Raw genomic sequence first — 14,101 nt, 5'->3', positions numbered from 1 at the left:
GCGTCAGGCGGCGACGACCTCTTCCTCCTCGAGACGGGTGACCTCGCGCTCGCGGGCGATCCGCGTCCGACGGGCGACGAGCCCGTGCACGACGACGCAGAGGAGCACCGCGACGGTCAGCCAGAGGGCCAGCACGAGTGACGGACGTCCGAGCGAGGCGCCGGGGAAGTACAGCAGGTCCTGCGCGGCCCGCAGCCAGGCGGCGCCGCTCCAGAACGTGTTGAGACCGGCGAAGAACCCGGGCTGGAAGGCGGGCTGGAAGATGCCGCCGGAGGACGTGAAGTTGAGCATCACGAAGAGCATCGTGAGGACCGGGGTCGTCCAGCGGCCGAGCAGTGGGTGGAGCCCCACGCCGAGGGCCACGATGATCGCGTCGTACATCCACGCGAACAGGAAGACCTCCCACTGGTGCGTCGTGATGATGCCGTAGATCGGTCCGGCGATGACGACGCCGATGCCCGCGACGACGCCGGCGGTGACGAGGCCGACCGCGGCGGTCCACAGCGGGCGGAGCCGGGTCGCGAACGCGGCGACCGCGATGGCCGACGCGTAGCCGCCGACGCTCAGCGCCACGAGCAGGAAGAAGAGGCCCTGTCCGGTGGTGTCCTCGTCGCCGGTCGGCACGACGTCCTGCACGGTGAACGGCAGGTGTGCCTGGTAGGCGATCGGCATGAAGATCTTCTGCGCCGCACTGGCGGTCGTCTCCGAGGCCGCGGTCGACACGTAGAGCGTCGCACCGGTGGCGCCGGGGGCGTACACGGCGGCGAGGTCGCGGTCGCGGACCTGCTCCCTCGCCTCGGCTGCCGAGCGGACGACGTGCGCGACGAGGGCGCCGTCGGACTGGTCGGTCACGGTCTGCGCGAACACCTGGGTCGCGGCGCTCTGGCCGACGATGCCGACGGGCAGGTCGTGCGGGGTCGGGGCGTGGAAGGCGCCGAGGTAGGCGAGCCCCATGCCGACGGCCAGGAAGAGCGGCACGAGGATGTGCGAGCCGAAGGACAGCAGGACGCGACCGAGTCCCTGCGGGCGGACGACCGACGGGCCGATCGGCTGCCGGCTCGACCGCGGCGTGCGGGGAGCGGCGTGCGAGTGCTGGTGCGCCTGCACGTGCGGGTCGGCAGGGGAGGAGGACGGAGCGTCGACGGCGGGGGTCGGCGCAAAGTTGTACTTTGCAACTTCTGACACGACGGGCAACTGTACAACCACGATGCACACTTGTCGACTCCGAGTCCGGCGCTCGGCCAGTTCGCCGACGCCGAGATCGCACTTCGGCGGGCCTCGACGTCACCGACACCCGCCGAAGTGCGATCTCGGCGAGCGGGGTGCCGGGACCGCTGGCGCGAGTTCGTCGCCGGGCTGGCGGCGTCGAGCGGGCACGACGTGCCGCGTGCGGTGCGCCGAGATCGCACGAAGTGCGGTGCGTGGGCGCTGAGCGTGACGTTTTGTGCGATCTCGGCGAGACCGGTCGGCGCGCGGCACGGGCGCGGCACGGGGGCGGCGAGCCCGCGGCGTCGAGCGAGTCGCCGCGCCGGCGCTGCCGAGATCGCACGACACGCCGCGTGCGTCACGCCGAGGTCGCAGAACGTGCCGCTCGAGCGCGCCGAGCGCGACGTTTTGTGCGATCTCGGCGGGCACCACGGGTGCGAGACGGGTCGGCGGGCGCACGGCGGCGCGCCCGCACCGCGGCACGCGCGCGGGCGCGGCGCGGCGCGCGGCCGCGCGGGCTACTCCGTGCCCGGGTCGGACGCGCCCATGCCGGTCAGGAGCGCCCGGAAGGAGTCGAGCCGCTCCACCCCGGTCGGCCCGAGCTCGCCGGCCTGCACCCGGTCGACGATCTCCCAGTCGTGCGCCTGGTCGAGCGGGATCCCGCTGTCCGACGGTACGACGGTGATCGCGTGCGAGGCGAACGCCCGGAAGACGTTCGCCGGGTCGACGTGCCCGAGGCCGAACGACCGCACGCCCGGGGTGTCGATGATCCAGCCGCCGTCGCGCACCCGCAGGGCGATCGACGACGACGAGGTGTGCCGGCCGCGCCCGGTGACCGCGTTCACGACACCGATCGCGCGCGTCGAGCCGGTCAGGGCGTTCACGAGCGTCGACTTGCCCACGCCGGAGTGCCCCACGGTGACCGTGACCTTGTCGTCGAGGACCTCGTGCAGGGCCTCGAACGGCACGTCGTCGGAGCGACTCGTCACGATGCGGAGGTCGAGGCACGCGAAGTGCGCCAGGAACGGTGCCGGGTCGGCGAGGTCGGTCTTCGTGATGCAGAGGACCGGGTCGAGTCCGGCATCGAAGGCCGCCACCAGGTAGCGGTCGATGAGTCGCGTGCGGGGCTCGGGGTCGGCGGCCGCCACGACGATGAGCATCTGATCGGCGTTCGCCACGATGACGCGCTCGACCTCGTCCGAGTCGTCGGCGCTCCGGCGCAGCAGCGTGGTGCGGTCGGCGACCTTCACGATGCGGGCCAGGGACCCGGCGTCGCCGGAGACGTCGCCGGCGAGGGACACGTGGTCGCCCGTGACGACGGACTTCTTGCCGAGCTCGCGTGCCTTCGTGGCGGTGATGACGTGCTCGTCCGGCGTTCCGGAGCCGACCAGCACGCCGAATCGCCCGCGGTCGACGTTCGTCACCCAGCCGACCGGAGCGTCGTCGTACGTCGGCCGGACCTTCGTGCGCGGCCGGTTGCCCTTCGGGTTCGGACGCACCCGCACGCTCGACTCGTCGTACTGCCCGTACGGCTCGTCGACGTCGGAGACGTCACCGTCGGCGTCCTCCCACCAGCTCACGGGTCAGTCCCCACTCGTCGAGGAACCGACCAGCGCGGCCCAGAGCTCCGGGAACTGCGGCAGCGTCTTCGCCGTCGACCCGATGTCGTCGACGGCGACGCCGTCGACGACGAGGCCCACGATCGCACCCGCCGTCGCCATCCGGTGGTCGTCGTACGCGGCCCAGTCGCCGCCGTGGAGCGGAGCCGGCTCGATCCGCAGGCCGTCGTCGAGTTCGCGGACCGCGCCTCCAGACCGGTTGAGGTCGTCGGCCAGGGCGGCGAGCCGGTCCGTCTCGTGCCCACGCAGGTGGCCGATGCCGGTGACCTCCGTCGGGCCGGCGGCCAGCGCCGCGAGCGCGACGAGCGCGGGGGCGAGTTCACCGCCGCGGCTCAGGTCGAGTTCGAGCCCCGGAAGGGAGGCCCCACCCCGGATCCCGACGCCGCCGTCGACGACCAGGTCGTCACCGTCTCGGACCACGGTCGCCCCCCACAGGGGCAGGAGCGTCTCGAGGTCGGCGCCGACCTGCGTCGTCTCGGAGGGCCAGGTGCGGATGCGGACGGAGCCGCCCGCGACGAGCGCTGCGACCGCGAACGGCGCGGCGTTCGACAGGTCCGGCTCGATGGTGACGTCGCGGGCGGCGATCGGACCGGGGTGCACGACCCACTCGCCGACGGCCGGCTCGTCGACGCGGACGCCGCGGGCGCGGAGTGCCGCGACCGTCATGTCGATGTGCGGCAGGCTCGGCAGCCGCTCGCCGACGTGGGTGAGGTGCAGCCCCTCGTCGAAGCGCGGCGCGGAGAGGAGCAGGCCGGAGACGAACTGGGACGACGCCGAGGCGTCGATGGACAGGGTGCCGCCGCGGACGGACCCGGTGCCGGTGAAGGAGAACGGCATCGCGCCGGCGCCGTCGTCCGTCACGTCGACGCCCAGGTCGACGAGCGCCCGGATGATCGCGTGCATCGGGCGCTTCCGGGCGTACGGGTCGCCGTCGATCGTCACCGGACCGACCGCCAGCGCGGCGAGCGGCGGCAGGAAGCGCATCACGGTGCCGGCCAGCCCGCAGTCGACGCGGACGTCGCCGTGCATCGGCGCGGGCGTGATCCGGAGGTCGGGGCCGTACGGGTTCGGCTGCTCGCCGGACGCGGGGACGACCTCGTCGATGCCGACGCCGAGCGCGCGGAGCCCCGCGATCATCAGTGCTGAGTCGCGCGAGTGCAGGGGCAGCCGGATCGTGGCGGGACCGTCCGCGAGGGCGGCGAGCACGAGCTCGCGGTTGGTCAGCGACTTCGAGCCGGGGAGCGACACGTCGCCGCGCAGGGGACCGCGCGCGACCGGTGCGGTCCAGGGGTCGGTCCGGGGCTGGGAATGCGTCGTGGCTGCCATCGGTTCACAAGGGTACTGAACGCACCGGGAGGATCAGTGGCGACAGCAACACTCGCACGAGAGCGGACAGCCGCGACCAGCGTGCTGACCGCCGTGCCGACGACGCTCGGCGGCCCACTCGGCGCTGCGGCGCACGGCCCGCTGGGCGCTGCGGAGCGGAGCCCGCTCGGCCTAGACTTGGCGGCGATGACGACCGACGAACCGCACGCCGAAGTACCGAACGACCTGGTCGAGGAGACCGAGGCGCAACTCGACGCGGTCACCGAGGAGCACGAAGCGCTCGAGGACGACGAGGCGGCGGACGACGCCGCGGCGGACGACACCGAGGCCGACGTCGTCGACGCGAAGACCGTCTCCGAGGGCGAACTCCGGTCCCTCTTCGAGGACCAGGCGCTGCCGTTCATGGACCAGCTCTACGGCGCTGCGATGCGGATGACCCGCAACCCCGCCGACGCGTCCGACCTCGTGCAGGAGACCTTCGTCAAGGCGTTCGCCGCGTTCCGGCAGTTCAAGCAGGGCACGAACCTCAAGGCCTGGCTGTACCGGATCCTCACGAACACGTTCATCAACACGTACCGCAAGAACCAGCGGAACCCGTACCAGGGCACCATCGACGAGCTCGAGGACTGGCAGCTCGGCGGCGCGGAGAGCGTGACGCAGTCGATCTCGGCGCGTTCCGCCGAGGCCGACGCCATCGATCACCTGCCGTCCTCCGCCGTGAAGGACGCGCTCCAGGCCATCCCCGAGGACTTCCGGATGGCCGTGTACTTCGCCGATGTCGAAGGGTTCTCGTACCAGGAGATCGCCGACATCATGAAGACCCCCGTGGGGACGGTCATGAGCCGCCTCCACCGTGGTCGCCGACTCCTCCGGGGGCTCCTGGCGGACCACGCACGTGAGACCGGCATCGTCCCGGACGCAGCGTCGACGGCGACGATGCGCGGGCGGGGCCGGAAGGTTGCCGCGACCTCGGGTCGCGTCGAAGGGAAGGAAGCACGATGAGCGGCTGCGACTGCTCGAAGGCGAAGGCCGAGCTCGAGGAGTTCCTCCACGACGAGCTCCGCCACGAGGACGCCGCGGACATCCGCGAGCACATGGAGGGGTGCGAGGACTGCACCACCGAGCACCGCGTCGGTGTCGTGCTCATGGAGACGGTCCGTCGTGCCTGCAAGGAGACCGCTCCGGACCAGCTGCGCGGCGAGATCCTCGCGCGCATCCGGCTGGAGCAGGCGACCCACTGAACGTCCTGGCAGCCGTCGTCACACGGCCGGACCGGTCGGTAGTGTCGCGGGCATGACCCTCTCCGTCGAGTCGATCACCGCCTGGTCCGACACGGACGTCGCCGACGTCACCGCTCTCGTCCGCCTGCTCGGCCACGTGGTCGACGAGTCCGCGATGCGGGCCCGCCTCGAACGGCTCACGCCCGAGGCCGGGCACCGCACCTGGCTGATCCGCGACGACGACGGCCGTGCAGTCGCGGTCGCGGGCGCGCAGGTCACGTGGGCCTACGCGAGCGACGAACCGACGGCGCAGCTCCTCCTGCTGGTGGTCGACCCGTCAGCCAGGAGGCTCGGCACCGGTTCCGCACTCATCGGCACCTTCGAGACGTGGGCCGTCGAGCAGGGCGCGCGTCGCCTCAGCGCCGTCAGTGCAGCCGCGACGGACAGCGCGCACCGCTTCTACCAGAAGCGCGGGTACCACGACGCCGGGGTGCGCTACACGAAGATCGCGTAGCAGTCACGTTCCTCGCGAACGTCGAAGCGCCCCGTGCAGGAGTCCCTCGGACTCCCGCACGGGGCGCTTCCTGACGCTCAGGCCGACGCGCCCAACGCCTTCGCGATGACCTCGGCGGCTTCCTGCGCCGAGCGCTTCGACGAACCCGTCGCCGGCGCGGCACTCGCGGCACGAGCGGCGACCGTCAGCGGCCGACCGCCCAGGTGCGGCCCGAGGTTCATGCAGACGAACGGCCACGCGCCCTGGTTCTCGGGCTCTTCCTGCGCCCACACGACCTCGGCGTCCGGGTAGCCGCCCAGGACGTCGAGGATGCGGTCGAGCGGGAGCGGCGCGAGCTGCTCGAGCCGGACGAGGGCGACGTCGGTGGCCCCGCGCTTCTCGACCTCGGCGCGCAGGTCGTGGTGGACCTTGCCCGAGTGCAGGACGACGCGGCGCACGGCCGACCGGTCTGCCACGCGGTCGTCGTCGAGGACTTCCTGGAAGGTGCCGTTCGTGAAGGCGTCCACGCCGCTGGTGGCCTGCCGGAGCCGCAGCATGGCCTTCGGGGAGAACACGACGAGCGGCTTCTGCGGCTTCGCCCACGCCTGACGACGCAGCAGGTGGAAGTACGACGCCGGGGTCGACGGCCGCGCCACCACCATGTTGTCCTCGGCGCAGAGCTGCAGGTACCGCTCGATGCGGGCCGACGAGTGGTCCGGCCCCTGGCCCTCGTAGCCGTGGGGGAGCAGGAGCACGAGGCCGGAACGCTGCCCCCACTTCTGCTCGGCGGACGAGATGAACTCGTCGATGACGGTCTGGGCGCCGTTCGCGAAGTCGCCGAACTGCGCCTCCCAGAGCACGAGGGCCTCGGGTCGCTCGACCGAGTAGCCGTACTCGAACGCCATCGCCGCGTACTCGCTGAGGAGCGAGTCGTAGATGTAGAGCCGGGCCTGGTCCTCGGTGAGGTTCGCGAGCGGCAGCCACTCCTGGCCGTTCACCCGGTCGTGGAACACCGCCTGGCGCTGCACGAAGGTGCCACGGCGGGCGTCCTGGCCGGCGAGACGGACGGGCTTGCCCTCGACGAGCAGCGAACCGATCGCCATGAGCTCGGCCATCGCCCAGTCGACGCCGCCGTTGCGCGTCATGTCGGTGCGCTTCGTCAGCAGCTGCTGCAGCTTCGGGTGGATCGAGAAGCCGGCGGGCGGGTTGCTGTGCGCGTCGCCGATCGCCCGGACGAGGTCCTCGGACACCGCGGTGTCGTGCACCTCGTGCTCGGAGTCGTCGCGCTGCGCCGCCGGGCGTTCGAGCCCCTGCACGGCACCGTCGTCGTCGACCTGGATCACCGGGATGGTGCCGGTCTGCGCCTCGTGCGTCTCGGCGAAGGCGCGCTCCAGGCGGTCCTGGAAGTCGCGGTGCGCCTCGTCGTACTCCTCTTGCGTGATGTCGCCGCGGCCGACGAGGGCCTCGGTGTAGAGGGTGCGGACGGAGCGCTTCGCCTCGATGAGGTTGTACATCATCGGCTGCGTCATCGAGGGGTCGTCGCCCTCGTTGTGGCCGCGGCGGCGGTAGCAGATGAGGTCGATGACGACGTCGCGCTTGAACTCCTGCCGGTACGCGAACGCCAGCTCGGCGACCCGTGCCACGGCCTCGGGGTCGTCGCCGTTCACGTGGAAGATCGGCGCCTGGATCGTCTTCGCGACGTCGGTGGAGTACACCGAGCTGCGCGCCGACTCCGGCGGGGTGGTGAAGCCGACCTGGTTGTTGATGACGAGGTGCACGGTGCCACCGGTGCGGTAGCCGCGCAGCTGCGACATCTGCAGGGTCTCGACCACGACGCCCTGCCCGGCCATCGCCGCGTCGCCGTGGACCAGCACGGGCAGCACGCCGAAGGTGCCGGGCGCCTCTCTGTCCTGCTTGGCGCGGACGATGCCCTCGAGCACGCCGTCGACGGCCTCGAGGTGGGAGGGGTTCGCGGCGATCGTGACCGGGATGGCCGTGCCGTCGCTGGCGCGGAAGACGCCCTCGGTGCCGACGTGGTACTTCACGTCGCCGGAGCCCTGTCCGGAGACGGCGCCGGGGAGCGAGGAGCCCTCGAACTCACGGAAGATCTGGCCGTAGGTCTTGCCGGCGATGTTCGTCAGCACGTTGAGGCGGCCGCGGTGCGCCATGCCGATCGCGACTTCGTCGAGGCCCGACGTGGCGGCGTGCTGGATGAGGGTGTCGAGGAACGGGATCGTCGACTCGCCGCCCTCGAGCGAGAAGCGCTTCTGCCCGACGTACTTCGTCTGCAGGAACGTCTCGAACGCCTCGGCCTCGTTGAGCTTGCCGAGGACGCGGAGCTGCTCGTCCTTCGAGGGCTTCGAGTACGGGACCTCGATGTGGGCCTGCACCCAGCGGCGCTGCTCCGGGTCCTGGATGTGCATGTACTCGATGCCGACCGTGCGGCAGTAGGCGTCGCGCAGGATCCCGAGGACGTCGCGGAGCGGCGCGTTCGTGGTGCCGGCCAGACCGCCGGTGACGAACTCGCGGTCGAGGTCCCAGAAGGTCAGCCCGTGGCTCTCGATCTCGAGGTCGGGGTGCGTGCGCTGCCGGTACTCGAGCGGGTCGATGTCCGCCATCAGGTGCCCGCGGACGCGGTAGCTGTTGATGAGCTCCTGCACGCGCGCGGTCTTGTTGACCCGGTGCGCCAGGTCGACGTTGATGTCGTTCGCCCACTGGATCGGCTTGTACGGGATCCGGAGGGCCGCGAAGATGCCCTCGTAGAAGCCGTGCTCGCCGATGAGGCGCTCGTGCACCTTCTTGAGGTACTCGCCCGACCCGGCGCCCTGGATGACGCGGTGGTCGTAGGTGCTCGTCAGGGTGATCGTCTTGCCGATGCCGAGCTCGACGAGGGTCTTGTCGGCGGAGCCCTGGAACTGCGCCGGGTACTCGAGGGCGCCGGCGCCGATGATCGCGCCCTGGCCCTTCGTCAGCCGCGGGACGGAGTGCACGGTGCCGATGCCGCCCGGGTTGGTGAGCGAGATCGTCGTGCCCTGGAAGTCCGTCGGCGTGAGCTTGTTGTCGCGGGCGCGCTTGACGAGGTCCTCGTAGGCGGAGAGGAACTGGCCGAACGTCAGCGTCTCGGCGCGCTTGATGCTCGGGACGAGCAGGGAGCGCGTGCCGTCCTTCTTCGGGACGTCGATCGCGATGCCGACGTTGACGTGCGCCGGCTGCACCACGAAGGGCTTGCCGTCGCGCTCCTCGTAGAAGACGTTCTGGCTCGGGAAGTCCTTGAGCGCCTGGACCATCGCCCAGCCGATGAGGTGCGTGAACGAGATCTTGCCGCCGCGGGCTCGGCGCAGGTGGTTGTTCACCACGATGCGGTTGTCGATCATGAGCTTCGCCGGGATCGTCCGCACGCTCGTCGCGGTCGGGACGGTCAGCGAGGCGTCCATGTTCGACGCCAGGGTCTTCGCCATGCCCCGGAGCGGGGTGGCGACGTCCTCGTGGGTCTCCTCGTGGTCGTCGGCCTCGTCGTTCGCCTCGGCCGGGATCGGCTGCGGGGTCGGCTGGCGCGACGTGGTCTTCGCCTGGATCGGGCCGGACTTCGCCTCACCGGGGACGTCACCGGTGGCGGGCTGCTGCGTGGACGACTGCTCCGCGGGGGCCGTTCCCGAGGGTGCCGGAGCAGGAGCACCAGTGGCGGGAGCCGGAGCGGCGGGAGCGTCAGGGGCCTGGGTGCGGTGGTAGCTCTCGAGGACCGGCCACCAGGACTTGTCGACCGACTCCTTGTCCGCGACGAACTGCTCGTAGAGCTCGTCGACGAGCCACTCGTTCGCCCCGAATTCGCCCGCGGTCTCGTCCGTTCCGGTCAGATGGCTCGACACAGCCGATCGCCCACTCTCCGTCGATAGATGCTCGTGTGTGTCGTGCGCGGCAACCCTGCCCCGCACAGGTCCCCAGCCTAGCCGCTCGCAGATGTCCGTTCGGTGTCAGGCACGACGCGAGTCGGGCCTCCAGGCGGGGGTGCCGCGTGTCGCGCCGGAGGCGTGCCGGACCGTCCAGACCGGCCACCCAGCAGAGCCGTACAGTGGGGGCCATGAGGTTCTACGAGACGCGGCCGACACACGACCTGACCTACTCCGACGTCTTCCTCGTGCCCAGCCGATCCGCGGTCACGAGCCGCTTCGACGTGGACCTCCGGGCGAACGACGGTTCCGGCGCCACCATCCCGATCGTCAGCGCCAACATGAACTCCGTGACCGGCCCGCGCCTCGCCGCGACCCTGGCCCGCCGCGGTGGTCTCGGGGTGCTGCCGCAGGACATGCACCTGCAGGACCTCGACGCGGCCATCCGCTGGGTCAAGGACCAGCCGGTCGACTTCGACACCGCCTACGACATGGGCGCGGACACGACCGTAGCCGAGGCGAACGAGCACCTCCTGCCCGTCGCCGGACGCGGGGTCGTCGTGCGCGACGCCGAGGGGGAGTACCTCGGCTGCGTGCCCGCCGGCCGACTCGGCACCGCCGGGCCGGACGCCACGCTCCGCGACCTGCTGCACGGTCCCTCCACGGCGATCGACGCCGAGGACGCCGGCACGCCCCGCCACGTGTACGACGTGCTCACCGCCGCCGGGGTCGACTTCGCCCCGGTGACGCGCCACGGCAAGGTCGTCGGCACCACCAGCCAGACGAGCGCGATCCGCTCGGACATCTACACGCCGGCGGTCGACGCCTCCGGACGCCTCCGGGTCGCGGCCGCGATCGGCATCAACGGCGACGTCGCCGCGAAGGCAACGGCCCTCGCCGCCGCCGGGGTCGACGTCCTCGTCCTCGACACCGCGCACGGCCACCAGGAGGGCATGCTCCGCGCGCTCCGGACCGTCGCCGCCCTCGGGCTCGACGTCCCCCTCGTCGCGGGCAACGTCGTCACCGCCGACGCGGTCGCGCACCTCGTCGACGCCGGAGCCGACATCATCAAGGTCGGCGTCGGCCCCGGCGCCATGTGCACCACGCGCATGATGACCGCCGTCGGGCGTCCGCAGTTCTCCGCCGTGCTCGAGACCGCCGCCGCGGCGCGTTCGCTCGGTGCGCACGTCTGGGCCGACGGTGGCGTCCGGTACCCACGCGACGTGGCGCTCGCGCTGGCCGCGGGTGCGTCCGCCGTGATGATCGGCTCGTGGTTCGCCGGCACGCTCGAGGCGCCGGGAGTCCTGCGTCGCGACGCCGCGGGCAAGGCGTACAAGGAGAGCTGGGGCATGGCCTCCGCGAAGGCCGTCCGCGAGCGCTTCGAGCGGCTCGACCCGTACGAGCGGGCGCGCAAGGCGCTCTTCGCCGAGGGCATCTCGTCGTCCACGATCTACCTCGACCCGGAGCGCCCGAGCGTCGAGGACCTGCTCGACATGATCACCACCGGCGTCCGGAGCTCCGCGACCTACGCGGGCGCGTCGTCGCTGGCCGAGTTCTCCGAGCGTGCCCTGGTCGGCATCCAGTCCGCCGCCGGGTACGAAGAGGGCAAGCCCCTGCCCGTCAGCTGGTAGCGCGCCGGCCTGGAGGCGCGTGGCGGGCTGACACCGCGCCTCCAGGCCCGTCGCCGCTCGCCAAAGCGACAGATCCCTGCGGAAGGTTTGCAGGGATCTGTCGCTTTGGCGGACCTGACGGGGCAGCGCCGGTGCGCCCTGTCGCTTTAGCGGACCTGACGCGGCAGCTCCGCGCGTCACCGGCGCCGGGTGGCGTCCTCGACCTCGCCGACGAGCTCCTCGAGGATGTCCTCCAGGAAGAGCACCCCGACCGTCCGCCCGTCGGCGTCGAACGCCCGCGCCACGTGGCGACCGGCGGCACGCATCGTCGCCAGGGCGTCCTCGAGGTCCATGGCCGTGTAGAGCGAGATGAGCTGCCGGATGCGCTTCGGCGGCACCGGCTCGTCGTACTCGTCCGGGCGCAGGTCGATGACGTCCTTCACGTGCACGTAGCCCGTGGGGTCACCGTCGTCGCCGACGAGCACGTAGCGCGAGAAGCCGCGCTGGGCGACCGCACGCTCGACGTCGGCGGGGGTGGCGTCGTCGGGCAGCGTGACCAGTTCGGCCATCGACACGGCGACGTCCTTGACCTTCTTCTCGGTGAACTCGAACGCCATCGCGAGCTTGCCGTCGTCGGTGAGGGTGCCCTCGCGGCGGGACTGCTCGACGATCGTCTGGACCTCTTCCACCGTGAACGCGCTCACCGCTTCGTCCTTCGGTTCGACGCGGAACAGCCGGAGCACGCCGTTGGCGACCTCGTTGAGGCCCACCACGACCCAGTGCAGGCCGTGGCCGATGTACCAGAGCGTCGGCACGAGGAGCAGTGCTGCGCGGTCGGGCATCGAGAACGAGATGTTCTTCGGCACCATCTCGCCGAACACCACGTGCAGGAACGACACCAGCAGCAGCGTGAACACGAACGCGACGATGCCGATGACCTCGGCGCTCCACCCGGTGAGGTGCAGCGGGACCTCGAGCAGGTGGTGGATCGCCGGCTCGGAGACGTTGAGGATGAGCAGCGAGCACACGGTGATGCCGAGCTGCGTGGTCGCGAGCATGCGGGTGGCGTGCTCCATCGCCCACAGGGTCATCTGCGCGGCGCGCGACCCCTCTTCGGCTCGGGGCTCGATCTGGGAGCGCCGCGCGGAGATGACGGCGAACTCGGCGGCGACGAAGAACGCGTTCCCCGCCAGCAGCACGAACAGCCAGAAGATGCCCCACCAGTCCGAGCTCATCGGGTGGCCCCCTTCGTCTTGGTCGCCGGGATGATGATGCCCGTGACGGGCGCGGACTCCGGAGTCGGTTCCGGTGGGGTCGGGGTCCAGCGGATCCGGTCGACCCGACGGCCGTCGAGCCGTTCGACGCGGAACACGCCGCCGTCGAGCGCGACCTCGTCGCCGACGACCGGCAGCCGGCCGAGCGTCGACATGACGAACCCGCCGACGGTCTCGTACGGCCCGTCCTCCGGCACGGTCACACCGGCGCGGTCCTCGAGCTCGTCCGGGCGCAGGAGCCCCGGGAACGTCAGCCAGTTGCGGGAGCGCACCACGTCGATCCGGGCGCGGTCGTGCTCGTCGGAGACCTCGCCGACGAGTTCCTCGACGAGGTCCTCGAGCGTGACGACCCCGGCGGTCCCGCCGTACTCGTCGACGACGATGACCATCTGGTAGCCACGGCCACGGACCTCGGCGAGCAGGGCGTCACCCGGCATCGTCTCGGGGACGCGCTCGGCATCGGTCATGAGCGCCCCGACGGGCACCTCCGGACGCTTCTCGCGCGGCACGGCGACGGCCTGCTTGACGTGCACGATGCCGACGACGTCGTCCGCGTCCTCCTCGATGACGGGGAAGCGGCTGAAGCCGGTGCGGCGGGCGAGGGCGATGACGTCCTCTGCCGACTCGGACACGCGGATCGTGGAGAGTCGGGGGCGCGGGGTCATCACGTCGCTGGCGCTCAGCTCGGAGAACGAGATCGTCCGTTCCAGGAGCGTCGCGGTGTCCTGCTCGAGCGAGCCCTCGGACGCGGACCGGCGGAGCAGCGAGGTGAGTTCCTCGGCGCTCCGGGCGCCGGACAGTTCCTCCTGCGGTTCGATGCCCATCGACCGGAGCACGGCGTTCGCGGTGCCGTTCAGCACGGCGACGGCCGGCTTGAACACCGTCGTGAAGGCCACCTGCAGCGGCACGACGAGCTTCGCGGTCTGCAGGGGGAGCGCGAGCGCGAAGTTCTTCGGCACGAGCTCGCCGAGGATCATCGACAGCAGCGTCGCAATGACGAGCGCCACGATCGACCCGACGGTCTCGACGACCGCCTCCGGCAGCCGCATCGCCAGGAACGGTGCTTCGAGCAGCGTCGCGATGGACGGCTCGAGCAGGTAGCCGGTCAGCAGCGTCGTCAGCGTGATGCCGAGCTGCGCGCTGGACAGGTGCGTCGAGGTGACCTTCAGCGCGCCGATGACGGGCGCGAGGCCGGCCTCACCGCGGTCGCGCCGGGCTTCGACGTCGGCGCGGTCGAGGTTGACGAGCGCGAACTCGGACGCCACGAAGACGCCCGTGCCGAGCGTCAGCAGGATGCCGCCGACCAGCATGACGATGTCGATCGGACTCATGATTCACCTCCCGCAGGGCGCGAGGCAGTGCAGCTCACCGAGTGAGCGGCGGATGAGTGAGGCGAAGAACTGTTCGGGGGATCGTCCACAGTGGGACCAATCGTACTGCGTGGGACGCGACCAAGCCGAGAATCC

At 71.4% G+C, this 14,101-nt stretch carries 10 protein-coding genes; 4 read left to right on the top strand and 6 right to left on the bottom strand.

Annotated features, from left to right (window positions below):
- Positions 1 to 3: 3 nt before the first annotated feature.
- From EDF64_RS08425 to aroA, 3 genes are all read right to left on the bottom strand, one after another.
- Positions 4 to 1,185, bottom strand: a complete 1,182-nt coding sequence (locus EDF64_RS08425) for a hypothetical protein (RefSeq protein WP_133519554.1) — start codon at positions 1,183 to 1,185, stop codon at positions 4 to 6.
- Between the two features lie 539 nt (positions 1,186 to 1,724).
- Positions 1,725 to 2,786: a ribosome small subunit-dependent GTPase A gene (gene rsgA, locus EDF64_RS08420; protein WP_133519553.1), complete on the bottom strand. Its 1,062-nt coding sequence runs from the start codon at positions 2,784 to 2,786 to the stop codon at positions 1,725 to 1,727.
- 3 nt (positions 2,787 to 2,789) lie between these two features.
- Positions 2,790 to 4,151, bottom strand: a complete 1,362-nt coding sequence (gene aroA, locus EDF64_RS08415) for a 3-phosphoshikimate 1-carboxyvinyltransferase (RefSeq protein WP_133519552.1) — start codon at positions 4,149 to 4,151, stop codon at positions 2,790 to 2,792.
- Positions 4,152 to 4,337: 186 nt separating this feature from the next.
- On the opposite strand from aroA, the gene EDF64_RS08410 reads away from it, so the two are divergent.
- The 3 genes from EDF64_RS08410 to EDF64_RS08400 are packed head-to-tail and all read left to right on the top strand — an operon-like array spanning position 4,338 to position 5,885.
- Complete coding sequence (locus EDF64_RS08410) at positions 4,338 to 5,153, top strand: sigma-70 family RNA polymerase sigma factor (protein ID WP_133519551.1); 816 nt, start codon at positions 4,338 to 4,340, stop codon at positions 5,151 to 5,153.
- Positions 5,150 to 5,392, top strand: a complete 243-nt coding sequence (locus tag EDF64_RS08405; protein WP_133519550.1) for a zf-HC2 domain-containing protein — start codon at positions 5,150 to 5,152, stop codon at positions 5,390 to 5,392. The genes EDF64_RS08410 and EDF64_RS08405 overlap by 4 nt, the downstream gene beginning before the upstream one ends.
- 52 nt (positions 5,393 to 5,444) lie before the next feature.
- Positions 5,445 to 5,885: a GNAT family N-acetyltransferase gene (locus tag EDF64_RS08400; RefSeq protein ID WP_133519549.1), complete on the top strand. Its 441-nt coding sequence runs from the start codon at positions 5,445 to 5,447 to the stop codon at positions 5,883 to 5,885.
- A 77-nt stretch (positions 5,886 to 5,962) separates the two neighbouring features.
- On the opposite strand, the gene EDF64_RS08395 is transcribed toward EDF64_RS08400, so the two are convergent.
- Positions 5,963 to 9,730, bottom strand: a complete 3,768-nt coding sequence (locus tag EDF64_RS08395; RefSeq protein WP_208108863.1) for a multifunctional oxoglutarate decarboxylase/oxoglutarate dehydrogenase thiamine pyrophosphate-binding subunit/dihydrolipoyllysine-residue succinyltransferase subunit — start codon at positions 9,728 to 9,730, stop codon at positions 5,963 to 5,965.
- A 212-nt stretch (positions 9,731 to 9,942) separates the two neighbouring features.
- Here EDF64_RS08395 and EDF64_RS08390 point away from each other — a divergent pair, with 212 nt between their 5' ends.
- Complete coding sequence (locus tag EDF64_RS08390; protein ID WP_133519548.1) at positions 9,943 to 11,382, top strand: GuaB1 family IMP dehydrogenase-related protein; 1,440 nt, start codon at positions 9,943 to 9,945, stop codon at positions 11,380 to 11,382.
- Between the two features lie 176 nt (positions 11,383 to 11,558).
- On the opposite strand, the gene EDF64_RS08385 is transcribed toward EDF64_RS08390, so the two are convergent.
- Positions 11,559 to 12,596 (bottom strand): hemolysin family protein, encoded by a 1,038-nt coding sequence (locus EDF64_RS08385; RefSeq protein WP_133519547.1) that lies wholly within the window; start codon positions 12,594 to 12,596, stop codon positions 11,559 to 11,561.
- On the bottom strand, positions 12,593 to 13,966 hold the full coding sequence (locus EDF64_RS08380) for a hemolysin family protein (RefSeq protein ID WP_133519546.1): 1,374 nt from the start codon (positions 13,964 to 13,966) through the stop codon (positions 12,593 to 12,595). Before EDF64_RS08380 ends, EDF64_RS08385 begins: the two co-directional genes overlap by 4 nt.
- Positions 13,967 to 14,101 lie beyond the last annotated feature (135 nt).

The organism is Curtobacterium flaccumfaciens, from assembly GCF_004361695.1.
Taxonomy (GTDB): Bacteria; Actinomycetota; Actinomycetes; order Actinomycetales; family Microbacteriaceae; genus Curtobacterium; species Curtobacterium flaccumfaciens_B.
This window is presented reverse-complemented; position numbering and strand designations above follow the sequence as displayed.